This is a genomic window from Escherichia sp. MAL-1 (genome assembly GCF_052948035.1).
The window spans coordinates 1,983,891-2,007,552 of the sequence record NZ_CM129609.1; the positions used below are offsets into that span (position 1 = coordinate 1,983,891).

Below are 23,662 nucleotides of genomic sequence, written 5' to 3' on the forward strand. Positions count from 1 at the left end.
CTGAACTCAGAAGGTTTGAAACAAGAGTCGCGAATCATACATCAAGCAAATTTATTTTCGGGGTAATAATTCACAAAAATAATAGTTAGATCAAATTTCTCTCTGAACTTTGAAAGGCTGGCGACATCAGGGCTTTAATGCCACAATCCTCTTTTCTTCTCATGCAGGACGAATGATGAAAAAACTCGCAATTGCAGGCGCGCTCATGTTGCTGGCGGGCTGTGCCGAAGTCGAAAACTATAACAATGTCGTGAAAACCCCCGCGCCGGACTGGCTGGCGGGCTACTGGCAGACCAAAGGACCGCAACGTGCGCTGGTCAGTCCGGAAGCGATAGGCAGCCTCATTGTCACTAAAGAGGGCGATACCCTGGATTGCCGTCAGTGGCAGCGGGTGATTGCTGTGCCGGGCAAGTTGACATTGATGTCTGATGATCTCACTAACGTTACCGTAAAACGTGAGCTGTACGAGGTTGAGCGTGACGGTAACACCATTGAGTACGATGGTATGACGATGGAGCGTGTGGATCGCCCGACCGCAGAGTGTGCCGCCGCGCTGGATAAAGCGCCGTTACCGACGCCACTGCCGTAATGAAATCTCCCCGGCTTGCCGCCGGGGATGAATTTAAATCACCTCTTCGATAACCCACACGCTGACGCTGCCGCCGTTGCAAAAGAAGGTTGCTTCGCCGTTTTCGTCGGTCACTACTCTCTCTTGCCGGTTCCCCAGAAAATCACGCCAGGTTTTATTGCCGTAATTCTCTCCCAGATGAATGGTTTTTTCGCCATCATCCCCGTTCGACATGACCACCACGCAGCCGGGATATTCGTCAGTGCCACTGCGGCTAAAGGCAATGCAGTTCGGATGGTCGAAAAATAACGTCTGTACACCGTGGGCGAAACGCTGACGGGCGAGAATTAACTCATCAAGCTGTTCGATTATTGGCATATCTATCGGATAGGTTTGCCCGTCACCACCGACATCTTCGTAATGCGCACCGTAGAGGTCCGGATAGAATACCGAAGGAACGCCATTTTCCCGCAACAAAATTAAGGCATACGCCAGCGGTTTAAACCACGGTTCGACCGGCGCTTCGAGGGCTTGCAACGGTTGGGTGTCGTGATTGGCAACGAGCGTCACGGCGTGGAAAGGATCGGCTTCCACTAATGTACCCGTGAAAATCTGCGTCATGTCGTAGTCGCGCCCCATGCGCGATGCTTCATGGAATTTCATCTGCAGCGGCGCATCGAACAGCATGGTTTTGCCCTCCACCTGATCAATATACGTTTGCAGTTTATCGACTTCATGCGACCAGTATTCCGCCACAATAAACAGCGGCTTTGGCGCAACTTCTTGTACGTGTTTGATCCACTCTTTATAAAACCACGCCGGAATATGTTTGACCGCATCAAGACGAAAACCGTCGCATTGCGTTTGTTCCATCACCCAGCGCGCCCAGTATTTAATCTCTTCCGTCACGGCATGATTGCGGAAATCGATATTCTCGCCCATCAGATAATCGAAATTACCTAATTCATCATCAACCTGATCGTTCCAGCCTTCGCCGGTGTAGTCGTTAACAATTTTAAATATGCCATCTTCATCAGGGTTTTCGATATGGTCGATACCGCTAAAACATTTGAAATCCCAGATAAACTTCGAGTATTGCCCGGCACGAGCGGGGAAGGTGTAACGCGTCCAGCCTTCACACTCAATGATTTCTTCGTCAATTTGCGTACGGTCATCAGCATTTACACGCTGCACGCGAATAGCTTCTTTTTCATCCGCGCCCATTTTGTGGTTGACTACCACGTCCAACAGCACCGCAATGTCATTACGTTTCAGGGCGTCAATGGCGGCCAGCAGTTGTGCTTTATCGCCATATTTAGTAGGGATGCTGCCTTTCTGATCAAACTCGCCTAAATCAAATAAATCATAGGAGTCGTAGCCGACCGAATACCCGCCCGATGCGCCTTTATAGGCGGGCGGCAACCAGACCATATTGATACCAATATCATTAAAACCGTCGGCGCGCTCGGCCAGTTCAGGCCAGAGCTTACCGCCTTCCGGGTAATACCAGTGAAAACATTGTAACAGCGTGGGATTACGCATTCTTCGACTCCATTCAAGGGGAACATTAGAAGCGTAGCCGTAATCGGATTATTCGCGAGCCATCAACTCGTTCAGATTCAAAAGAGGTTATCCTGCGGAGCCAGCACAAAGCCGCCCTGATCGCCATAGGCACTTAACACCGATTTTTGCACCGATGACTGACCGACCAGTTTCGCCAGTTCATCCATCCGAATCTGTAATAACTGCTTTACCTTGCTTTCGTTGTCGAGAATCAGGCGCAGCATCGGGCGGAGCTGCTCCTGCATCGTGGTGGACGGGTCAACCTCTTCAGTCAGATGTGCAATCTCCTGCACCGCATTCACATACGCCATTTCGCTGGCGATGAGTTCGTCCCATTGTTCTTCCGTTGCCAGGCGTAACATGAGCTGGCTTTTTTCGACGAGTTGTTGCCAGGCGAAATACAAATGCGGTGCATGGTTCATCAGACTGGGTCCTGAATCAAAGAAGGGGAGAGTAAAGACTCTTTCCAGGCATCGGCAATATTGCGCATTAATGCTTCCACTTCTTCGACTGCGGAGACATCGTTGCGTAAATTGGCTTGCAGCAAGCGCCTGACCATATAGCTATAAAGAGCAATCAAGTTTTGGGTTAATTCGTCTTTGCTCTCTTCATCAAGACTCACCCGCAGTCCGTTCTCAATGATGTTGATCGCTTTTGACAAAGAGACGCCTTTGCCTTGCTGATTGTTGTCCTGCATAAACAGGCGCGCTCTAACCAGTGCGCTCAGCACTCCATCAAATAGCATGGTGACCAGCTGCTGCTGGCTGGCGCTCATTACGGCGCTTTCGACGCCAATTTGTGCATAGGCCTGGGTGCCTTTTGCCGCGTACATAGTCTCTCCTGAAGATTATTTCGAGTTGCTATTTGAGGTGTCGAACTGCTGTGTCAGATAGCTACTAGTGGAGTTCAGCGAGTTCATTAACACATCTAATTGGGTGAACTGGGCTTTATAGCGCGTCATTAAGGTATCGATACGTTCACTGGCTGCGTTGTACTGGTCGGTCAAATTATTCAGCGTTTTGCTGACGCCATCTTTTGCTGCCTGGATTATCCCGGTGGAAGAGAGCCAACTGGTCAGGTTGTTACTAATGCCGGTGGTTACCCCAGTACTTTTGCCGTCACCTATAAACATTTCACCGATACCAGCGGCATCATTTTTTAGCGCCGTTTGCAGTTTGTCGGTCGCGATTTCCAGCTTGCCGGTACTGGCATCGCTGGTAATGCCAATCTGTGCCAGCGTTTTATAGTTTGAACTGCTGTGAGTATTGGCGAGCAAGGTTTTAAGCTGAGTCTGGATGGTACGCAGTGTGGAGTCACCGAGTAATGCGCCATTACTGGAGTCCTGACTTTCAGCTCCGGCATCGACAGCGGTGTATTTGGTTAAGCTGCTGAATGTATCCTGCAATGTGTTATAGGCATCCACCCACGCTTTAACCGCATTTTCAGCTTTGGATGTGTCTTTACTGATGGTCAGTGTCTGATTACCGGTGGTGACGTCATTCAGGTTGAGGGTGATATCTTCCAGTGAGTCGCTGATAGTGTTACTGCTGTTTTCAATCTCAACGTTATTGACTGTCAGTTTGGCGTTTTGCGCGGTGACGCTTTCAATCATGCCATTGCTGCTATCACCCGGCGTTCCGTTGTAACCCATAAAACTTTCCAGGGCGCTGTCGCCGCTGACGCTAAGTTTCATAGCGTTATTGCTGCCCGTATCGTTAGCGGTGATGGACAGACGATATTCGCCGTTTCCCACATTGATGATACTGGCGCTGACACCAGCTTTGGCGTTGTTAATGGCATCGCGAATGCCGGAAAGTGACGAGTTACCCGCGCTGATATCAATCGTGACCGGATCTTTACCGCCGCCTTGTTGGATGGTCAGTACGCTATCGCTGGTGGCGATGGCGGCTTTACTGTCTTTTTGACTATTTTTTGTTGTCAGCGTCTGTGCCTGCGCCAGTTGGCTAACGCTAATGGTGTATTTCCCAGCAATCGCGCTGCCCGTGGTGGTGGCGCTGAAAGCCGATGAACTGCTGGTGGTTGAGGTGGCGGTAAATAAATCGGCTTTATTCAGTGCTGTGTTGGCTGTCTGGAAACTCTCTAGTGCACTTTTCAGCGTCCCGTAGGCGCTCAGTTTCGCGGTGTAAGAGCTTTGCTGTTTTGATATCGGCGTCAGGGTAGATTTTTCTGCCGCCTCCAGACTGTCAAGGATGCTGCTTAAGTCCAGCCCCGACCCAACCCCAAGCGTTGAAATACTAGCCATATAGTTTCCTTAATCATGCGACGTGTATAGAACGAATACCGGGGTTATCGGCGTAAGCGGGGTAAAGTTTACGATTTATTTTTTGCCTTAATGGCACGAACAGCAACGAGGAAGGGGAGTATTTCGACCGCTAGAAAAAAATTCTAAAGGTTGTGAGTGACCAGACGATAACAGGGTTGACGGCGACGAAGCCGAAGGGTGGAAGCCCAATACTTAAACCGTAGACTTGAAAACAGGAAAATGAATTATGGCACAAGTCATTAATACCAACAGCCTCTCGCTGATCACTCAGAACAACATCAACAAAAACCAGTCTGCGCTGTCGACTTCTATCGAGCGCCTCTCTTCTGGTCTGCGTATTAACAGCGCTAAAGATGACGCCGCGGGCCAGGCGATTGCTAACCGCTTTACTTCTAACATCAAAGGTCTGACTCAGGCCGCACGTAACGCCAACGACGGTATTTCTCTGGCGCAGACGGCTGAAGGCGCGCTGTCAGAGATTAACAACAACTTGCAGCGTATTCGTGAACTGACCGTTCAGGCCTCTACCGGCACGAACTCTGATTCCGACCTGTCTTCTATTCAGGACGAAATCAAATCCCGTCTTGATGAAATTGACCGTGTATCTGGTCAGACCCAGTTCAACGGTGTGAACGTGCTGTCGAAAAACGATTCGATGAAGATTCAGATTGGTGCCAATGATAACCAGACGATCAGCATTGGCTTGCAACAAATCGACAGTACCACTTTGAATCTGAAAGGATTTACCGTGTCCGGCATGGCGGATTTCAGCGCGGCGAAACTGACGGCTGCTGATGGTACAGCAATTGCTGCTGCGGATGTCAAGGATGCTGGGGGTAAACAAGTCAATTTACTGTCTTACACTGACACCGCGTCTAACAGTACTAAATATGCGGTCGTTGATTCTGCAACCGGTAAATACATGGAAGCCACTGTAGCCATTACCGGTACGGCGGCGGCGGTAACTGTTGGTGCAGCGGAAGTGGCGGGAGCCGCTACAGCCGATCCGTTAAAAGCACTGGATGCCGCAATCGCTAAAGTCGACAAATTCCGCTCCTCCCTCGGTGCCGTTCAAAACCGTCTGGATTCTGCGGTCACCAACCTGAACAACACCACCACCAACCTGTCTGAAGCGCAGTCCCGTATTCAGGACGCCGACTATGCGACCGAAGTGTCCAACATGTCGAAAGCGCAGATTATCCAGCAGGCCGGTAACTCCGTGCTGGCAAAAGCTAACCAGGTACCACAGCAGGTTCTGTCTCTGCTGCAGGGTTAATCGTCGTAACCTGATTAACTGAGACTGACGGCAACGCCAAATTGCCTGATGCGCTGCGCTTATCAGGCCTACAAGGGGAATTGCAATTTATTGAATTTGCACATTTTTGTAGGCCGGATAAGGCGTTTACGCCGCATCCGGCAACATAAAGCGCAATTTGTCAGCAACGTGCTTCCCCGCCACCGGCGGGGTTTTTTCTGCATGGAATTTACCGGTAACCCCCAAATAACCCCTCATTTCACCCACTAATCGTCCGATTAAAAACCCTGCAGAAACGGATAATCATGCCGATAACTCATATAACGCAGGGCTGTTTATCGTGAATTCACTCTATACCGCTGAAGGTGTAATGGATAAACACTCGCTGTGGCAGCGTTATGTCCCGCTGGTGCGTCACGAAGCATTGCGCCTGCAGGTTCGACTGCCCGCGAGCGTGGAACTTGACGATCTGCTACAGGCGGGCGGCATTGGGTTACTTAATGCCGTCGAACGCTATGACGCCCTACAAGGAACGGCATTTACAACTTACGCAGTGCAGCGTATCCGTGGCGCTATGCTGGATGAACTTCGCAGCCGTGACTGGGTGCCGCGCAGCGTGCGACGCAACGCGCGTGAAGTGGCACAGGCAATAGGGCAACTGGAGCAGGAACTTGGCCGCAACGCCACGGAAACTGAGGTAGCGGAACGTTTAGGGATCGATATTGCCGATTATCGCCAAATGTTGCTCGACACCAATAACAGCCAGCTCTTCTCCTACGATGAGTGGCGCGAAGAGCACGGCGATAGCATCGAACTGGTTACTGATGATCATCAGCGAGAAAACCCGCTACAACAACTGCTGGACAGTAATCTGCGCCAGCGGGTGATGGAAGCTATCGAAACGTTGCCGGAGCGCGAAAAACTGGTATTAACCCTCTATTACCAGGAAGAGCTGAATCTCAAAGAGATTGGCGCGGTGCTGGAGGTCGGGGAATCGCGGGTCAGTCAGTTACACAGCCAGGCCATTAAACGGTTACGCACTAAACTGGGTAAGTTATAACGTCAGTAAATGCCGCACTTTAATTTTGACTACCAGGAGTTCTTAATGATGGTGCAGCACCTGAAAAGACGGCCATTAAGCCGCTATCTTAAAGACTTTAAACACAGCCAGACCCATTGCGCGCATTGCCGTAAATTACTCGACCGCATTACCCTCGTTCGCGACGGCAAAATAGTGAATAAAATCGAGATTTCCCGCCTGGACATGCTGCTTGATGAAAATGGCTGGCAAGTGGAACAAAAATCATGGGCGGCATTGTGCCGATTCTGCGGTGATTTACATTGCAAAACGCAGAGTGATTTTTTCGATATTATCGGCTTTAAGCAATTTCTTTTTGAGCAAACTGAAATGAGCCCTGGTACGGTGCGTGAATATGTCGTTCGTCTGCGCCGTTTGGGGAATCATCTACACGAGCAAAATATTTCCCTCGATCCGCTGCAGGACGGTTTCCTTGATGAAATCCTCGCCCCGTGGCTGCCCACCACCAGCACCAACAATTACCGCATCGCATTACGGAAGTATCAACACTATCAGCGTCAAACGTGTACCGGACTTGTGCAGAAATCCTCCAGCCTGCCTGCTTCTGATATATATTAAATAAGAATAAGATGTAGCGGAGTTGTTTTTGTGTTTACAAACAATGGCTCTACACTGCAAACAGACATAACAACATTCGGGGTAAATATGAAATTAGCACATCTGGGACGTCAGGCATTGATGGGTGTGATGGCCGTAGCGCTGGTTGCGGGCATGAGCGTTAAAAGTTTTGCAGATGAAGGTCTGCTTAATAAAGTTAAAGAGCGCGGCACGCTGCTGGTAGGGCTGGAAGGCACTTATCCGCCGTTCAGTTTTCAGGGAGATGACGGCAAATTAACCGGTTTTGAAGTGGAATTTGCCCAACAGCTGGCAAAACATCTTGGCGTTGAGGCGTCACTAAAACCGACCAAATGGGACGGTATGCTGGCGTCGCTGGACTCTAAACGCATTGATGTGGTGATTAATCAGGTCACCATTTCTGACGAGCGCAAGAAAAAATACGATTTCTCTACCCCTTACACCATTTCCGGTATTCAGGCGCTGGTGAAAAAAGGTAACGAAGGCACCATTAAAACAGCTGCTGATCTGAAAGGCAAAAAAGTGGGTGTCGGTCTGGGCACCAACTATGAAGAGTGGCTGCGTCAGAATGTTCAGGGTGTCGATGTGCGTACCTATGATGATGACCCGACCAAATATCAGGATCTGCGCGTAGGGCGTATCGATGCGATCCTCGTTGATCGTCTGGCGGCGCTGGATCTGGTGAAGAAAACCAACGATACGCTGGCAGTAACCGGTGAAGCATTCTCCCGTCAGGAGTCTGGCGTGGCGCTGCGTAAAGGAAATGAAGACCTGCTGAAAGCGGTGAATGATGCAATTGCGGAAATGCAAAAAGACGGCACTCTGCAAGCTCTTTCCGAAAAATGGTTTGGTGCTGATGTGACCAAATAATCAGTATAATGACAAAAAAGGGCGCTTTCACTAGCGCCTTTTTTATTTACGCGTTTTCAGCGTGCATAATAAGAAAATCACAACAACATACATCGGAGGCTGTTATGCCACTGCATAATTTAACCCGTTTTCCACGGCTGGAGTTTATCGGCGCGCCAACGCCGCTCGAATATCTGCCGCGCTTTTCTGATTATCTTGGACGGGAAATTTTCATCAAACGGGATGACGTCACACCCATGGCAATGGGCGGCAATAAATTACGTAAGCTGGAATTTCTCGCGGCAGATGCTCTGCGTGAAGGTGCCGATACGCTGATTACTGCCGGGGCGATCCAGTCTAACCATGTGCGCCAGACTGCCGCAGTCGCTGCGAAACTCGGTCTGCACTGCGTGGCGCTGCTGGAAAATCCTATTGGTACAACCGCAGAAAACTATTTAACCAACGGCAATCGTTTGTTGCTGGATCTGTTCAATACCCAGATTGAAATGTGCGACGCACTGACCGATCCCAATGCCCAACTGGAAGAGCTGGCGACGCGAGTCGAAGCACAAGGCTTTCGCCCGTATGTCATTCCGGTTGGCGGTTCTAATGCTCTGGGCGCGCTGGGTTATGTGGAGAGTGCGCTGGAAATCGCGCAACAGTGTGAAGGGGCGGTTAATATTTCGTCGGTGGTGGTCGCATCGGGCAGTGCCGGAACTCACGCCGGACTGGCTGTTGGGCTGGAACACCTGATGCCTGAAAGCGAACTGATTGGCGTGACCGTGTCGCGTTCCGTTGCCGATCAATTGCCGAAAGTGGTTAACCTACAACAGGCGATTGCGAAAGAACTGGAGCTGACCGCATCAGCGGAAATTTTACTCTGGGATGACTATTTTGCACCTGGCTACGGCGTGCCGAACGACGAAGGCATGGAAGCAGTGAAATTGCTGGCGCGGCTGGAAGGCATTCTGCTTGATCCTGTGTATACCGGAAAAGCGATGGCGGGTCTGATTGACGGTATCAGTCAGAAACGTTTCAAAGATGAAGGGCCGATTCTGTTTATTCATACCGGCGGTGCGCCTGCGCTGTTCGCCTATCATCCCCACGTTTAGCTCCGGGAACGCTCATGCAAGAAAGTATACAACTGGTTATTGATTCCTTGCCGTTCCTGCTGAAAGGGGCTGGGTATACGCTGCAACTCAGTATCGGCGGCATGTTTTTTGGCTTACTGCTCGGGTTTATTCTCGCGCTGATGCGCCTGTCGCCAATCTGGCCCGTGCGCTGGCTGGCGCGTTTTTATATCTCTATTTTTCGTGGTACACCGCTCATCGCACAACTGTTTATGATCTATTACGGCCTGCCGCAGTTTGGTATCGAATTAGATCCCATTCCGTCAGCAATGATTGGTCTGTCGCTCAACACTGCCGCCTATGCTGCCGAAACGCTGCGCGCCGCCATTTCTTCTATTGATAAAGGTCAGTGGGAAGCAGCTGCCAGTATTGGTATGACGCCATGGCAGACTATGCGTCGCGCGATTTTGCCACAGGCGGCGCGGGTGGCGTTGCCGCCGCTGTCGAACAGCTTTATCAGCCTGGTAAAAGATACGTCGCTGGCCGCGACAATTCAGGTGCCGGAGCTGTTCCGTCAGGCGCAGTTGATTACCTCGCGCACGCTGGAGGTGTTCACCATGTACCTGGCGGCTTCGCTCATCTACTGGATCATGGCGACAGTATTATCGACGTTGCAGAACCATTTTGAGAATCAACTTAATCGCCAGGAGAGAGAACCAAAATGAGTGCCATTGAAGTTAAGAACCTGGTGAAAAAATTTCACGGTCAGACGGTACTGCACGGTATCGACCTTGAGGTAAAGCCTGGCGAAGTGGTGGCAATTATCGGTCCGAGTGGTTCCGGCAAAACCACGTTGCTACGCAGCATAAATCTGCTGGAACAACCGGAAGCGGGAACTATCACCGTTGGCGATATCACTATTGATACTGCACGTTCATTAAGTCAGCAAAAATCGCTGATTCGCCAGTTGCGTCAGCACGTCGGGTTTGTCTTCCAGAACTTTAATTTGTTTCCGCATCGTACGGTGCTGGAAAACATTATTGAAGGGCCGGTGATCGTCAAAGGCGAACCGAAAGAAGAGGCCACGGCGCGCGCTCGCGAGCTGTTGGCGAAAGTTGGGCTGGCCGGTAAAGAAACCAGCTATCCACGTCGTTTGTCTGGCGGTCAACAGCAACGTGTTGCGATTGCACGTGCGCTGGCAATGCGTCCTGAGGTGATTTTGTTTGACGAGCCAACGTCGGCGCTGGATCCAGAGCTGGTGGGCGAAGTCCTGAACACCATCCGTCAGCTGGCGCAGGAAAAGCGCACGATGGTGATTGTGACGCACGAAATGAGCTTTGCCCGGGATGTTGCGGACCGGGCGATTTTTATGGACCAGGGGCGGATAGTCGAGCAGGGGGCAGCAAAAGCGTTATTTGCCGATCCCCAGCAGCCTCGCACCCGCCAGTTCCTCGAGAAGTTTCTGCTGCAATAATAAGAAAAAATCAGCCCCGACGATTCACCTGTCGGGGCGGGACGCCATTTCAAGCGTGATAAAACAGCTTAACAAATCAGCATAACTCATTAATAACATAAGAGAATGCGATGGCTTGCAAAAGTAATTCATTGCCTGAATAATATAAATTATATATAAATCTGGTGATGCTGCCAACTTACTGATTTAGTGTATGATGGTGTTTTTGAGGTGCTCCAGTGGCTTCTGTTTCTATCAGCTGTCCCTCCTGTTCAGCTACTGACGGGGTGGTGCGTAACGGCAAAAGCACCGCCGGACATCAGCGCTATCTCTGCTCTCACTGCCGTAAAACATGGCAACTGCAGTTCACTTACACCGCTTCTCAACCCGGTACGCACCAGAAAATCATTGATATGGCCATGAATGGCGTTGGATGCCGGGCAACAGCCCGCATTATGGGCGTTGGCCTCAACACGATTTTACGTCACTTAAAAAACTCAGGCCGCAGTCGGTAACCTCGCGCATACAGCCGGGCAGTGACGTCATCGTCTGCGCGGAAATGGACGAACAGTGGGGCTATGTCGGGGCTAAATCGCGCCAGCGCTGGCTGTTTTACGCGTATGACAGGCTCCGGAAGACGGTTGTTGCGCACGTATTCGGTGAACGCACTATGGCGACGCTGGGGCGTCTTATGAGCCTGCTGTCACCCTTTGACGTGGTGATATGGATGACGGATGGCTGGCCGCTGTATGAATCCCGCCTGAAGGGAAAGCTGCACGTAATCAGCAAGCGATATACGCAGCGAATTGAGCGGCATAACCTGAATCTGAGGCAGCACCTGGCACGGCTGGGACGGAAGTCGCTGTCGTTCTCAAAATCGGTGGAGCTGCATGACAAAGTCATCGGGCATTATCTGAACATAAAACACTATCAATAAGTTAGAGTCATTACCTATAAATCTTATTTATGTGATAGTTTGAATTATCATTATAAATGATACTCACTCTCAGGGGCGTTGCGGTTTACTATGCAGGATACGGATTTTTTCAGCTGGCGTCGCACGATGCTGTTGCGTTTTCAGAGGATGGAGGCCGCAGAAGAGGTCTACCATGAAATAGAGCTTCAGGCTCAGCAGCTAGAGTACGATTACTATTCGTTATGTGTTCGCCACCCGGTACCATTCACGCGACCTAAAGTGGCTTTCTACACCAATTACCCTGAGGCGTGGGTTAGTTATTATCAGGCAAAAAACTTTCTCGCAATTGATCCGGTGCTGAACCCTGAAAACTTTAGTCAGGGCCATTTAATGTGGAATGATGACTTATTCAGCGAAGCACAGCCGTTATGGGAAGCCGCGCGCGCACATGGTTTACGCCGCGGTGTCACTCAGTATTTAATGCTGCCAAACCGGGCGCTGGGCTTTTTGTCCTTTTCCCGTAGCAGCGCGCGCGAAATACCCATTCTTAGTGATGAACTGCAATTAAAAATGCAGTTACTGGTGCGCGAAAGTCTGATGGCTCTGATGCGTTTAAATGATGAAATAGTGATGACGCCAGAGATGAATTTCAGCAAGCGCGAAAAAGAAATTTTGAAATGGACGGCGGAAGGGAAGACATCAGCAGAGATAGCGATGATTTTGTCAATCTCTGAGAATACGGTCAATTTCCATCAGAAAAACATGCAGAAAAAAATCAATGCACCGAATAAGACCCAGGTTGCCTGTTACGCGGCCGCTACTGGCTTAATTTGATCTCTTTTCTGTCCTGCGTGCCAGATGCAAAAACCGGCTGAAAGGCACGCTATCAGCCGGTTTTATATTACTGACGGTAGGCTTGTTTAATTTGCTTAACCGTTTTGGAAAATACTGCAGCCTGGGTTTCGTCTTCGATCAGCGCAAGCTGTTTTTCCATCTTTAACATCACGCGGCCCGCGTCAGCTTGTCCCATCGCCTGCAGCATCAGCGTCAGCATCGCTTTCAGGCAGGAGACTTCATTTGCCAGTTCTTGATTATTCTCGGCAGTAGAAAAATCAGGCGTACTCATTTATTTTCCTCGTCATGTTGCAATGAAAATTTGCGGTGAAAAATGTTAAGGCGGCGGAGTATACCATAAGCTTTGCTAAAAATAGCAGTGGTTGTTTTTTGAGCGTATCGTCAACGGTGCTATTAAATGCGTTAATATAATGACCAATAAATATTTTTATCATGAATGTTTTTTGCCCGTATTGTTCGGGTTAATTAATGTTACATATTCAGCGGGCTGATTTTCATTTTTGCTGAATAAAGGTAATTTTTGTCACATTTCGTCGCAGGGCTTACTGTGAAACGATCCGGTAAGCCGTTGGTGACGGGCGTGACCATAACTGTGGACAATCGAATTGACAAAAACGAGAGAAAAATCGAATACCCACCATTTTTAACGTTTCAAAGTTGCAATAAAAACCGCTAATATACGAATGACTAACTATCAGTAGCGTTATCCCTATTTCTGGAGATATTCCTTTGATCAACGTTCTACTTGTTGATGACCACGAACTGGTGCGCGCAGGGATACGACGCATTCTGGAAGATATAAAGGGTATAAAAGTCGTCGGTGAGGCATCGTGCGGTGAAGACGCCGTTAAGTGGTGTCGGGCAAATGCCGTTGACGTGGTGCTAATGGACATGAGTATGCCGGGCATTGGCGGTCTTGAGGCGACGCGTAAAATCGCGCGTTCCACAGCTGATGTCAAAATCATCATGCTTACCGTCCATACAGAAAACCCTTTACCAGCGAAAGTCATGCAGGCCGGTGCTGCGGGCTACCTCAGCAAAGGCGCGGCTCCGCAGGAAGTCGTGAGTGCGATTCGTTCTGTCTATTCAGGGCAGCGTTACATTGCTTCTGACATCGCTCAACAAATGGCGTTAAGCCAGATCGAACCAGAAAAAACAGAAAGCCCATTTGCCAGTTTGTCTGAACGTGAATTGCAGATTATGCTGATGATCACCAAGGGCCAGAAGGTCAATGAGATCTCAGAACAGCTCAATCTCAGTCCGAAAACGGTGAACAGCTACCGCTATCGTATGTTCAGTAAACTAAACATTCATGGCGATGTTGAGCTGACTCACCTGGCAATTCGCCATGGTCTGTGTAATGCGGAGACATTATCAAGTCAGTGAGTGATCAGTTTGACGCAAAAGCGTTTTTAAAAACCGTAACCAGCCAGCCAGGCGTTTATCGCATGTACGATGCTGGTGGTACGGTTATCTATGTCGGCAAAGCGAAAGACCTGAAAAAACGGCTTTCCAGCTATTTCCGTAGCAACCTCGCTTCGCGCAAAACCGAAGCGCTGGTCGCCCAGATCCAGCAAATTGATGTAACGGTTACTCATACAGAAACCGAAGCGCTGTTGCTGGAACACAACTACATCAAACTCTATCAGCCGCGTTACAACGTTTTGCTACGCGATGATAAATCTTATCCTTTTATCTTCCTGAGTGGCGATACCCACCCGCGTCTGGCGATGCATCGTGGTGCGAAGCATGCCAAAGGTGAATATTTCGGCCCGTTCCCGAATGGCTATGCCGTACGTGAAACACTGGCGCTACTGCAAAAGATTTTCCCCATTCGCCAGTGCGAAAATAGTGTTTATCGCAATCGCTCGCGTCCGTGTCTGCAATATCAGATAGGGCGCTGTCTGGGACCGTGCGTTGAAGGACTGGTGAGTGAAGAAGAATACGCTCAGCAGGTCGAGTATGTGCGCCTGTTTTTGTCTGGCAAAGATGATCAGGTGCTTACGCAACTCATTAGTCGTATGGAAACTGCCAGCCAGAATCTGGAGTTTGAAGAAGCGGCACGTATTCGCGACCAAATTCAGGCGGTGCGACGCGTCACCGAAAAACAATTCGTTTCCAATACCGGCGACGACCTCGACGTTATTGGTGTGGCGTTCGATGCGGGCATGGCTTGTGTCCACGTATTGTTCATTCGTCAGGGCAAAGTGCTCGGCAGCCGCAGCTATTTCCCGAAAGTGCCTGGCGGTACGGAACTGAGCGAGGTGGTAGAAACCTTCGTAGGTCAGTTCTATTTACAAGGCAGCCAGATGCGCACCTTACCGGGTGAGATCCTGCTCGATTTTAATCTTAGCGATAAAACGCTGCTCGCCGATTCCCTTTCAGAACTGGCGGGACGCAAGATTAATGTTCAAACCAAACCTCGCGGCGATCGGGCGCGTTATCTGAAACTCGCGCGCACCAATGCGGCGACGGCCTTAACCAGCAAACTTTCGCAGCAATCTACCGTTCACCAGCGGCTTACAGCACTTGCCAGTGTGTTGAAATTGCCGGAAGTGAAGCGGATGGAGTGCTTTGACATCAGCCATACCATGGGTGAACAAACCGTCGCTTCCTGTGTGGTGTTTGATGCTAACGGCCCGCTGCGTGCGGAGTATCGGCGCTATAACATTACTGGCATCACGCCGGGCGATGATTATGCGGCGATGAATCAGGTGCTGCGTCGGCGTTATGGTAAAGCCATCGACGACAGTAAGATCCCGGATGTGATACTTATCGACGGCGGCAAAGGCCAGCTTGCGCAGGCGAAAAATGTCTTCGCCGAACTGGATGTCTCATGGGATAAAAATCATCCGCTGCTACTTGGCGTTGCCAAAGGAGTAGATCGTAAGGCTGGGCTGGAAACGCTGTTCTTTGAGCCGGAAGGTGAGGGATTCAGTTTGCCGCCAGATTCTCCCGCGCTGCATGTTATCCAGCATATTCGCGATGAATCACACGATCACGCGATTGGCGGGCACCGTAAAAAACGGGCGAAGGTCAAAAATACCAGTTCCCTGGAAACCATTGAAGGCGTCGGGCCAAAACGCCGGCAAATGTTGTTGAAATATATGGGCGGTTTGCAAGGTTTACGTAACGCCAGCGTCGAGGAAATTGCAAAAGTGCCGGGTATTTCGCAAGGTCTGGCAGAAAAGATCTTCTGGTCGTTGAAACATTGATGTCTCTGTAGCAACATAGGGGTAATCTTACTGACAACAGATAGTTACCCGTCATTATGCAATTTAATATCCCTACGTTGCTTACACTGTTCCGTGTCATCCTTATCCCATTCTTTGTATTGGTCTTTTATCTGCCTGTCACCTGGTCGCCGTTTGCCGCCGCGCTCATTTTCTGCGTCGCGGCGGTAACTGACTGGTTCGATGGTTTTCTGGCACGCCGCTGGAACCAGAGTACCCGGTTTGGTGCTTTCCTTGACCCTGTAGCAGATAAAGTTCTCGTGGCTATCGCCATGGTGCTGGTAACCGAGCATTATCACAGCTGGTGGGTGACCTTACCGGCGGCAACGATGATCGCCCGTGAAATTATTATTTCTGCGCTACGCGAATGGATGGCGGAGTTGGGTAAACGCAGTAGCGTGGCTGTCTCCTGGATTGGGAAAGTGAAAACCACTGCCCAGATGGTGGCGTTGGCCTGGCTGCTGTGGCGTCCGAACATTTGGGTTGAGTACGCCGGTATTGCACTTTTCTTTGTGGCTGCGGTACTGACTCTGTGGTCAATGTTGCAATATTTGAGCGCTGCGCGTGCAGATTTGCTTGATCAGTGATCGTTTCGGCGCAATTTTCAGCAAACGATCAAAAGTGGTGAAAAATATCGTTGACTCATCGCGCCAGGTAAGTAGAATGCAACGCATCGAACGGCGGCACTGATTGCCAGACGATAATAAAATCAAGTGATTAACTGATTGCTTGATGAATGCGGGAATAGCTCAGTTGGTAGAGCACGACCTTGCCAAGGTCGGGGTCGCGAGTTCGAGTCTCGTTTCCCGCTCCAGTTTAAAAGACATCGGCGTCAGCGGATGTCTGGCTGAAAGGCCTGAAGAATTTGGCGCGTTAACAAAGCGGTTATGTAGCGGATTGCAAATCCGTCTAGTCCGGTTCGACTCCGGAACGCGCCTCCACTTTCTTCCCGAGCCCGGATGGTGGAATCGGTAGACACAAGGGATTTAAAATCCCTCGGCGTTCGCGCTGTGTGGGTTCAAGTCCCACTCCGGGTACCATGGGAAACATCAGAATAATCAAAGCAATAAGCAGTGTCGTGAAACCACCTCCGGGTGGTTTTTTTGTGCATGCAATTCACGCCCTGTGCATATCCTGTGCTCACGGGGTGCAATGAGCTGCAATCTACAGCCTGGCAATGCCGAATTGAACGTGTCGCCTCCAGCATAGAGAACCAGGCCGCTTTGCCTGTTTTCCGGTACTCTTCCGGGAAGGGGGGCCTGCTGAGCAAACTGTAATGCTCTAGCCACCCTGAGTACAAAGTTGCTTAATTCGTGCAATCACCTCATCTCTGTACTTCTTGTGTCCGCGTATAGCCCTTGGATGGGCAATTCTGAAACAGATTGCATTACCTGTTTTGAACTCCCATAGCTTCCCCGGAATGACTGCAGAAGTCTCATAGCCGCCCAGCTCAGTAAGCACCTGTTTTATGATGTAGTCTGTTCTCCGGGCTCCAGATGCAAAGATGATGAAATCAGGCTCAAGGTGTTTAATTTGTACCGCCAGCAGCTTCAGCGAGGCTAATATAACTTCCTGCACTTCATTTTGAGGGCGATTGAGAGGGGTCAGTCCGTCGTAATCCCACGCCAGTAGATTGGCATACACGATTGCCTGGGGAGGAATATTAAGCTCCCGGGCCAGCCTGAAATGATATTGCGTGAAGCGGCTACGTGATTTGAGGTTGGCGGTGCCATAATTTTGTACCGGAAGATGTTTCCTGTAACGATCTACAGCTTCTTCAACCACCTGCCCGATGGTGACGTCAGGTATAAGTCCCAACACCCGTGGTATCGTATTCTTACCATTCAGCGTATTCCAGCCTGCGGTTTCACGTCCAACCAGCATGATTTTTACCGGTGAATGCCAGTATTCTTCAAAGGGCACGGGGTGATGCTGCCAACTTACTGATTTAGTGTATGATGGTGTTTTTGAGGTGCTCCAGTGGCTTCTGTTTCTATCAGCTGTCCCTCCTGTTCAGCTACTGACGGGGTGGTGCGTAACGGCAAAAGCACCGCCGGACATCAGCGCTATCTCTGCTCTCACTGCCGTAAAACATGGCAACTGCAGTTCACTTACACCGCTTCTCAACCCGGTACGCACCAGAAAATCATTGATATGGCCATGAATGGCGTTGGATGCCGGGCAACAGCCCGCATTATGGGCGTTGGCCTCAACACGATTTTACGTCACTTAAAAAACTCAGGCCGCAGTCGGTAACCTCGCGCATACAGCCGGGCAGTGACGTCATCGTCTGCGCGGAAATGGACGAACAGTGGGGCTATGTCGGGGCTAAATCGCGCCAGCGCTGGCTGTTTTACGCGTATGACAGGCTCCGGAAGACGGTTGTTGCGCACGTATTCGGTGAACGCACTATGGCGACGCTGGGGCGTCTTATGAGCCTGCTATCACCCTTTGACGTGGTGATATGGATGACGGATGGCTGGCCGCTGTATGAATCCCGCCTGAAGGGAAAGCTGCACGTAATCAGCAAGCGATATACGCAGCGAATTGAGCGGCATAACCTGAATCTGAGGCAGCACCTGGCACGGCTGGGACGGAAGTCGCTGTCGTTCTCAAAATCGGTGGAGCTGCATGACAAAGTCATCGGGCATTATCTGAACATAAAACACTATCAATAAGTTAGAGTCATTACCAGGGCACGGGTAAAAATACGCCTGAGTATTTATCCTCATTCAGGTTAAATGACTGGGCGTTAACTTCCTGCAATATCCGTTTGTACGCGTCTAATAGCTTTTCCATTCTTCAATCCTGCCCCGTAATAAAAACACCTTCAGATATATATTATTTTCATGATATCAATCAGATACATGAGGATAAATATGCAAAAATCCTTCCGATTCACCAATTCATCCATCAAAGCCCTTCCGGCAAACACAGATACCCGATCTACAGAGCTAGAGGTATCTGATACCGAAGTTATTGGACTCAAGTGCCTCTCAGGTCGAACAGGCAACAAGCGCTTCCTTCTGCGGTATACATTCCACGGTACCAAAAAAAGTATCAGTATTGGCAGATTTCCTGAAATTGATGTGGGAACAGCCCGGCAAATAGCCCGTCGTCACAAAGAAGCGATTGCGCTGGGAAATGACCCTAAAGCGGAGCGAGATAACTACCGCGCGATGCCAACACTTGGTGAGTTTTTCCATCAAACCTATGTTCCTTATATAAAGCGCCATAAAAAGTCATGGGATAAGGATGTTCAGCGTTTCACGCAATACATTGAACCTCGTCTGGGAAAGATACGTTACTGCGATCTCAGGGCCAGAGAGATACAACAGGTGCTGTTTGACATGCTGGAGGGGCGTATTCACGGGCAGCAATATGCGCCGTCTACCTGTAACAGAGCCCTTGCTATTCTGAAAACGATGGGGCGTTATGCGTTGCGACAGGATGTGCTGGAAAAGAATGAAGCCGATAAGATCCCTTTACTGAAAGAGAATAATCAGCGGACGCGCTTTTTTGATGCTGATGAGATCAGGCGCATTCTTGACGCTGCTACCCAATATCCCAACAAAGCTGCCGGGGGATTGATAGCCATGTTGTTGTTAACCGGTACACGCAAATCAGAAATGCTTAATGTCAGGCATGAACATATCGACCGGGCCAATCGTACTCTGTTCATTCCTTATACAAAAAATGGTCGCAGTCGGACGGTATATCTAAGCGATGCCGCATTATCGATTATTGATGCTATCCCACGAGTTGGCAGTAATCCGTATCTGTTCGCCATTAAGGATAATGGCAAACCGATATCGGAACCCCGATGGGCATATGAAAAAATACTGGCACAGTGCGGTATAGACAAGAAGGTAATGACTCCAACTTATTGATAGTGTTTTATGTTCAGATAATGCCCGATGACTTTGTCATGCAGCTCCACCGATTTTGAGAACGACAGCGACTTCCGTCCCAGCCGTGCCAGGTGCTGCCTCAGATTCAGGTTATGCCGCTCAATTCGCTGCGTATATCGCTTGCTGATTACGTGCAGCTTTCCCTTCAGGCGGGATTCATACAGCGGCCAGCCATCCGTCATCCATATCACCACGTCAAAGGGTGACAGCAGGCTCATAAGACGCCCCAGCGTCGCCATAGTGCGTTCACCGAATACGTGCGCAACAACCGTCTTCCGGAGCCTGTCATACGCGTAAAACAGCCAGCGCTGGCGCGATTTAGCCCCGACATAGCCCCACTGTTCGTCCATTTCCGCGCAGACGATGACGTCACTGCCCGGCTGTATGCGCGAGGTTACCGACTGCGGCCTGAGTTTTTTAAGTGACGTAAAATCGTGTTGAGGCCAACGCCCATAATGCGGGCTGTTGCCCGGCATCCAACGCCATTCATGGCCATATCAATGATTTTCTGGTGCGTACCGGGTTGAGAAGCGGTGTAAGTGAACTGCAGTTGCCATGTTTTACGGCAGTGAGAGCAGAGATAGCGCTGATGTCCGGCGGTGCTTTTGCCGTTACGCACCACCCCGTCAGTAGCTGAACAGGAGGGACAGCTGATAGAAACAGAAGCCACTGGAGCACCTCAAAAACACCATCATACACTAAATCAGTAAGTTGGCAGCATCACCGAGCTTGAAGAGTTACCTGAGCTATTAGATAAATTACTCCTTACCACGTCATTTAACGCTCTTTATTATGGTTTCGCTAAGGAAGTTAAACGGCATATTAAATCTACACTTACTGAATCCTTGAAGTCATGGATTGAGGAAGCGGGTACCACTTTTAGGGCAGATCTTTCATTGTTTCTATTCTATATATGGAGCAATAAAATAGAGTTCTCATCAGTAGAGTTCAATGAAAAAGCGGAGGCTACGCCTGGTGTTCCTTTAGTTTCATTTGATGAAGTTAAAAAATACTTAGCTGTGTGCGAACATATTTATTTTGATATTCTGGTTGATAGATTAGCTACACGGCTCGAACATTTTAACCCTAACAAATTCGTCACCATGTATTTAGTTGATGCAATGGACGGTTTCCAGTTTGAAGATTTCCTTGTGGAAGTATTCCAGACTATGGGCTATGACGTCAAAGAAACCAAGAGAACGCAAGATCAGGGGGCAGATCTCTTCGTCACTCGATTTGGTAAGGATATGGTTATTCAGGCGAAAAATTATTCTGGTTCTGTAGGTAACTCGGCGGTGCAGCAGGTGATCTCTGCTAAAACATTCTATGGTTGTGATGAGGCGATGGTTGTGACTAATTCCTACTTCACTCGCTCTGCGAAAGAGTTAGCTGAATCAGCCTTGGTACGTCTGATCGACAGGGATGAACTGCAAAAGTATCTGGATGATTACAATCAGAAGATAATTGAAGATTTCCAGTCAAACTCGTAACTTTGCAGTCATATAGATATAGCACAGGTAGGCCTCCGTGAGAGGGGACTTACCTGTGCAGATTCTGTGCTCAAAGTTATCCAAGTCTATCTATTTACTGCCAATTACAGTAAAATGAGTAAACAATTACAGCAAAGTTTCGCAATGCACTGCTATGTAACTCATTGATCCTGCGTAGAATTTAAAATCCCTCGGCGTTCGCGCTGTGCGGGTTCAAGTCCCGCTCCGGGTACCATGGGAAAGATAAGAATAAAATCAAAGCAATAAGCAGTGTCGTGAAACCACCTTCGGGTGGTTTTTTTGTGCCTGCAACTTGTCGTTACACCCTCCTTAATTTTTAATCACCGGCAAAGCCACTCAAAAAGTATCTCTGATACGGACCGGCATGTAAGATAGGTGCTGGCGAGTTGAGATCCACAAGGAAAAGCGTATGAAAACGGGACCGTTAAACGAAAGTGAGTTGGAATGGCTGGACGATATTCTGACCAAATACAACACTGACCACGCCATCCTTGATGTGGCGGAGCTGGACGGTTTATTGACGGCGGTGTTGAGTTCTCCGCAAGAGATTGAACCGGAACAGTGGCTGGTTGCCGTGTGGGGTGGGGCTGACTATGTGCCGCGCTGGGCGTCAGAGAAAGAGATGACGCGCTTTATGAATCTGGCTTTTCAACATATGGCCGATACCGCAGAGCGTCTAAACGAATTCCCGGAGCAGTTTGAGCCGTTATTCGGCTTGCGAGAAGTTGATGGCAGCGAGCTGACGATTGTTGAGGAGTGGTGCTTTGGCTATATGCGGGGCGTGGCACTTTCTGACTGGTCAACGTTGCCCGATTCGTTAAAACCAGCGCTGGAGGCGATTGCGCTGCACGGTACTGAGGAAAACTTCGAGCGGGTAGAGAAAATGTCGCCAGAAGCGTTTGAAGAGAGCGTAGATGCCATTCGACTGGCGGCGCTTGATCTACATGCGTACTGGATGGCGCATCCGCAGGAAAAAGCTGTTCAGCAACCGATCAAAGCAGAAGAGAAACCGGGGCGTAACGATCCTTGCCCGTGCGGTAGTGGTAAGAAATTTAAGCAGTGCTGCCTGCATTAAGAGGTCAAATTGGGTGTCAGCGTTAATTCTGGCACCCAATAAGGAATTTGAGGCTATCTGATCACCCCACTTCTGGTAACAACCCTGCTGCAATCAAAAATTGCACGCCAATCACAGCAATACCACAGAGAAACACCACCACCAGCGCCGGACGACCACCTTTCACCCGGTAACCCGCCTGAGGATTGTGCTTTCTGCTTTGCCAGGTCAACAGCGAAGGGATAATCAATGCCAGTACCGCCAGCGCCACACCGGCGTAACCCAGCGCCATCACAAATCCTCGTGGATAAAACAGTGCAAACGCCAACGGCGGCAGAAAGGTAATTGCACCAGTTTGCAACCGTCCACCAACGGTATTTGAACGCTGAAATAAATCAGCCAGATAATCAAATAAGCCTAACGCAACGCCGAGAAATGACGTGGCGAGGGCTAAATCAGCAAATAAATGCACTGCCAGCTCAACATGCGGAGAGGCCACCATTTCGCGTAACGCCTGTAACAGCCCGTTTAATCCAGCATGATTAGCCAGCAATCCCATAAAGGTTGTTGAATCAATGCTGCCAAGCGTTGCCACCTGCCAGAAAATATATGCCACCAGGGGGATCGCACTACCGGTTATAAACACCCAGCGTAGCTTACGAACGTTGCCATCCATATAGCTGACAATACTCGGCACGCTACCGTGAAAACCAAATGAGGTAAAAATCACCGGGATTGCTGACAGAGCCAGCCCCTGTTGCAACGGCAGGGTTAAAAGATTCACTTTGTGAATATGCGGTAGCAGCAATACCAGCATCACCACCAGAAAAATAATTTTGGCGCTGAACAGAAAACGGTTAAATAAATCGACCAGCGATGTTCCAACACAAACCACGCCACCGGCAACAAAAGTGAACAACAGCACGCCAGCGGTTGCCGACATTGAAATACCTGTCCAGTCGCTGATGCTGGAGGCCAACAATTCACCGGCACCGCTGATGTATGCCGCAGTCAGAGCATACATTAAGAACATCATACTGAAGCCCGTCAGCCATTGACCGTAGCGTCCCAGATAGCGTTTTGCCAGCGTGCCCAGACCGGTATCTGCCGGAACATGCTGGTACACCTCCAGCAGTAATAGCGCCGTGTAGCACATCAACGCCCAAAGCCCAATCAACAAGATTAACGTAACGCTAAAACCAACACCGGCCGCAGCCAGCGGCATTGCCAGCATGCCTGCGCCAATTGTGGTTCCCGCCACGATAAAAACACTTCCCAGGGTTCTGTTTTTCACGCTTTCTTCTGTCCTGACGATCTTTATGAGTGATATCTGCGGCGCAGGTTAAGGCATAACGGCTGCTTCGTCAAACCGACGTTACATATGGTGTAAATATAAATGTACAATAAAAAGCATTCAGTCCTGCGCTGGCGCAAAGTCTTCATAAGCGGTAATCGCTACGCTAGG

Annotated in this window: 25 protein-coding genes, 3 tRNA genes and 2 pseudogenes; 20 read left to right on the forward strand and 10 right to left on the reverse strand. The window is 49.7% G+C overall.

Annotated features, from left to right (window positions below; translation table 11 throughout):
* Positions 1-175: 175 nt before the first annotated feature.
* A complete protein-coding gene (yedD, locus tag ACU8XX_RS09570; protein WP_001295642.1) occupies positions 176-589 on the forward strand; it encodes a lipoprotein YedD in 414 nt (137 codons plus the stop codon).
* Between the two features lie 33 nt (positions 590-622).
* Here the strand turns inward: yedD and amyA are convergent, their stop codons facing one another.
* The 4 genes from amyA to fliD form a co-directional block, all read right to left on the reverse strand.
* The gene (gene amyA, locus ACU8XX_RS09575; protein WP_112034165.1) at positions 623-2,110 is read right to left on the reverse strand and encodes an alpha-amylase; all 1,488 of its coding nucleotides are present in this window, start codon (positions 2,108-2,110) and stop codon (positions 623-625) included.
* A 77-nt stretch (positions 2,111-2,187) separates the two neighbouring features.
* Positions 2,188-2,553 carry a flagella biosynthesis regulatory protein FliT gene (gene fliT / locus ACU8XX_RS09580; protein WP_001015033.1) on the reverse strand — a complete coding sequence of 122 codons (366 nt, stop codon included), beginning with the start codon at positions 2,551-2,553 and terminating at the stop codon, positions 2,188-2,190.
* Positions 2,553-2,963, reverse strand: a complete 411-nt coding sequence (fliS, locus tag ACU8XX_RS09585; RefSeq protein ID WP_000270663.1) for a flagellar export chaperone FliS — start codon at positions 2,961-2,963, stop codon at positions 2,553-2,555. Before fliS ends, fliT begins: the two co-directional genes overlap by 1 nt.
* Before the next feature lie 15 nt (positions 2,964-2,978).
* On the reverse strand, positions 2,979-4,394 hold the full coding sequence (gene fliD, locus ACU8XX_RS09590; RefSeq protein ID WP_000146830.1) for a flagellar filament capping protein FliD: 1,416 nt from the start codon (positions 4,392-4,394) through the stop codon (positions 2,979-2,981).
* A gap of 247 nt (positions 4,395-4,641) precedes the next feature.
* Between fliD and ACU8XX_RS09595 the strand changes: the two genes are divergently transcribed.
* The 9 genes from ACU8XX_RS09595 (at position 4,642) to sdiA (ending at position 12,467) form a co-directional block, all read left to right on the forward strand.
* Positions 4,642-5,691 carry a flagellin N-terminal helical domain-containing protein gene (locus tag ACU8XX_RS09595; RefSeq protein WP_016242212.1) on the forward strand — a complete coding sequence of 350 codons (1,050 nt, stop codon included), beginning with the start codon at positions 4,642-4,644 and terminating at the stop codon, positions 5,689-5,691.
* Between the two features lie 319 nt (positions 5,692-6,010).
* The gene (gene fliA / locus ACU8XX_RS09600; protein WP_001087467.1) at positions 6,011-6,730 is read left to right on the forward strand and encodes an RNA polymerase sigma factor FliA; all 720 of its coding nucleotides are present in this window, start codon (positions 6,011-6,013) and stop codon (positions 6,728-6,730) included.
* A 45-nt stretch (positions 6,731-6,775) separates the two neighbouring features.
* Entirely contained in the window at positions 6,776-7,327 is a 552-nt protein-coding gene (gene fliZ / locus ACU8XX_RS09605) for a flagella biosynthesis regulatory protein FliZ (protein ID WP_001344677.1), read from the forward strand.
* Between the two features lie 87 nt (positions 7,328-7,414).
* Positions 7,415-8,215 (forward strand): cystine ABC transporter substrate-binding protein, encoded by an 801-nt coding sequence (tcyJ, locus tag ACU8XX_RS09610; RefSeq protein WP_001295643.1) that lies wholly within the window; start codon positions 7,415-7,417, stop codon positions 8,213-8,215.
* Between the two features lie 104 nt (positions 8,216-8,319).
* A complete protein-coding gene (gene dcyD / locus ACU8XX_RS09615; protein WP_001128215.1) occupies positions 8,320-9,306 on the forward strand; it encodes a D-cysteine desulfhydrase in 987 nt (328 codons plus the stop codon).
* Positions 9,307-9,320: 14 nt separating this feature from the next.
* Positions 9,321-9,989 carry a cystine ABC transporter permease gene (gene tcyL / locus ACU8XX_RS09620; RefSeq protein ID WP_001158220.1) on the forward strand — a complete coding sequence of 223 codons (669 nt, stop codon included), beginning with the start codon at positions 9,321-9,323 and terminating at the stop codon, positions 9,987-9,989.
* Positions 9,986-10,738, forward strand: coding sequence for an L-cystine ABC transporter ATP-binding protein TcyN (tcyN, locus tag ACU8XX_RS09625; RefSeq protein ID WP_001272994.1), 753 nt, complete (start codon positions 9,986-9,988; stop codon positions 10,736-10,738). The genes tcyL and tcyN overlap by 4 nt, the downstream gene beginning before the upstream one ends.
* 218 nt (positions 10,739-10,956) lie before the next feature.
* Positions 10,957-11,654 (forward strand): IS1-like element IS1A family transposase gene (locus ACU8XX_RS09630; RefSeq protein WP_103215986.1). Its coding sequence is split into 2 segments (ribosomal slippage): positions 10,957-11,206 and positions 11,206-11,654, totalling 699 coding nucleotides; the frame shifts between segments, so codons are not numbered across the junction.
* A gap of 90 nt (positions 11,655-11,744) precedes the next feature.
* Positions 11,745-12,467, forward strand: a complete 723-nt coding sequence (gene sdiA / locus ACU8XX_RS09635) for a transcriptional regulator SdiA (protein ID WP_001154273.1) — start codon at positions 11,745-11,747, stop codon at positions 12,465-12,467.
* Between the two features lie 67 nt (positions 12,468-12,534).
* Here sdiA and yecF read toward each other — a convergent pair whose 3' ends face one another.
* Genes yecF through ACU8XX_RS09650 form a run of 3 tightly spaced genes read right to left on the reverse strand, consistent with a single transcriptional unit; the run spans position 12,535 to position 13,076 of the window.
* A complete protein-coding gene (yecF, locus tag ACU8XX_RS09640; RefSeq protein ID WP_000106474.1) occupies positions 12,535-12,759 on the reverse strand; it encodes a DUF2594 family protein YecF in 225 nt (74 codons plus the stop codon).
* Positions 12,746-12,922 carry a protein YecU gene (yecU, locus tag ACU8XX_RS09645; protein ID WP_000590344.1) on the reverse strand — a complete coding sequence of 59 codons (177 nt, stop codon included), beginning with the start codon at positions 12,920-12,922 and terminating at the stop codon, positions 12,746-12,748. Before yecU ends, yecF begins: the two co-directional genes overlap by 14 nt.
* A gap of 37 nt (positions 12,923-12,959) precedes the next feature.
* Positions 12,960-13,076, reverse strand: coding sequence for a hypothetical protein (locus ACU8XX_RS09650; RefSeq protein ID WP_001302039.1), 117 nt, complete (start codon positions 13,074-13,076; stop codon positions 12,960-12,962).
* Positions 13,077-13,217: 141 nt separating this feature from the next.
* On the opposite strand from ACU8XX_RS09650, the gene uvrY reads away from it, so the two are divergent.
* From uvrY to ACU8XX_RS09680, 6 genes are all read left to right on the forward strand, one after another.
* On the forward strand, positions 13,218-13,874 hold the full coding sequence (uvrY, locus tag ACU8XX_RS09655) for a UvrY/SirA/GacA family response regulator transcription factor (RefSeq protein WP_000611328.1): 657 nt from the start codon (positions 13,218-13,220) through the stop codon (positions 13,872-13,874).
* Positions 13,871-15,703, forward strand: coding sequence for an excinuclease ABC subunit UvrC (gene uvrC / locus ACU8XX_RS09660; RefSeq protein WP_001283424.1), 1,833 nt, complete (start codon positions 13,871-13,873; stop codon positions 15,701-15,703). The genes uvrY and uvrC overlap by 4 nt, the downstream gene beginning before the upstream one ends.
* 56 nt (positions 15,704-15,759) lie before the next feature.
* Entirely contained in the window at positions 15,760-16,308 is a 549-nt protein-coding gene (gene pgsA / locus ACU8XX_RS09665; protein WP_001160187.1) for a CDP-diacylglycerol--glycerol-3-phosphate 3-phosphatidyltransferase, read from the forward strand.
* A gap of 151 nt (positions 16,309-16,459) precedes the next feature.
* Positions 16,460-16,535: transfer RNA gene (locus ACU8XX_RS09670), tRNA-Gly, on the forward strand.
* 53 nt (positions 16,536-16,588) lie between these two features.
* A tRNA-Cys gene (locus tag ACU8XX_RS09675) sits at positions 16,589-16,662 on the forward strand.
* 12 nt (positions 16,663-16,674) lie between these two features.
* A tRNA-Leu gene (locus ACU8XX_RS09680) sits at positions 16,675-16,761 on the forward strand.
* A gap of 241 nt (positions 16,762-17,002) precedes the next feature.
* On the opposite strand, the pseudogene ACU8XX_RS09685 reads toward ACU8XX_RS09680, so the two are convergent.
* Positions 17,003-17,647, reverse strand: a pseudogene (locus tag ACU8XX_RS09685) (hypothetical protein); the annotation flags it as partial.
* Between the two features lie 54 nt (positions 17,648-17,701).
* Between ACU8XX_RS09685 and ACU8XX_RS09690 the strand changes: the two are divergent.
* A protein-coding gene (locus tag ACU8XX_RS09690; RefSeq protein ID WP_103215986.1) for an IS1-like element IS1A family transposase occupies positions 17,702-18,399 on the forward strand; the annotation gives its coding sequence in 2 pieces (ribosomal slippage) (positions 17,702-17,951 and positions 17,951-18,399; 699 coding nt in all).
* A 201-nt stretch (positions 18,400-18,600) separates the two neighbouring features.
* Positions 18,601-19,611 carry a site-specific integrase gene (locus ACU8XX_RS09695; RefSeq protein ID WP_016242210.1) on the forward strand — a complete coding sequence of 337 codons (1,011 nt, stop codon included), beginning with the start codon at positions 18,601-18,603 and terminating at the stop codon, positions 19,609-19,611.
* On the opposite strand, the gene ACU8XX_RS09700 is transcribed toward ACU8XX_RS09695, so the two are convergent.
* Positions 19,605-20,302 (reverse strand): IS1-like element IS1A family transposase gene (locus ACU8XX_RS09700; RefSeq protein WP_103215986.1). Its coding sequence is split into 2 segments (ribosomal slippage): positions 19,605-20,053 and positions 20,053-20,302, totalling 699 coding nucleotides; the frame shifts between segments, so codons are not numbered across the junction. The genes ACU8XX_RS09695 and ACU8XX_RS09700 overlap by 7 nt on opposite strands.
* A gap of 55 nt (positions 20,303-20,357) precedes the next feature.
* On the opposite strand from ACU8XX_RS09700, the pseudogene ACU8XX_RS09705 reads away from it, so the two are divergent.
* Together ACU8XX_RS09705 and yecA are read left to right on the forward strand one after the other, a co-directional pair.
* Positions 20,358-21,122: pseudogene (locus ACU8XX_RS09705) on the forward strand (restriction endonuclease); the annotation flags it as partial.
* A gap of 430 nt (positions 21,123-21,552) precedes the next feature.
* Complete coding sequence (gene yecA, locus ACU8XX_RS09710; protein ID WP_000847902.1) at positions 21,553-22,218, forward strand: UPF0149 family protein YecA; 666 nt, start codon at positions 21,553-21,555, stop codon at positions 22,216-22,218.
* Between the two features lie 61 nt (positions 22,219-22,279).
* Here yecA and tyrP read toward each other — a convergent pair whose 3' ends face one another.
* On the reverse strand, positions 22,280-23,491 hold the full coding sequence (gene tyrP, locus ACU8XX_RS09715; RefSeq protein ID WP_000797573.1) for a tyrosine transporter TyrP: 1,212 nt from the start codon (positions 23,489-23,491) through the stop codon (positions 22,280-22,282).
* Between the last annotated feature and the right edge of the window lie 171 nt (positions 23,492-23,662).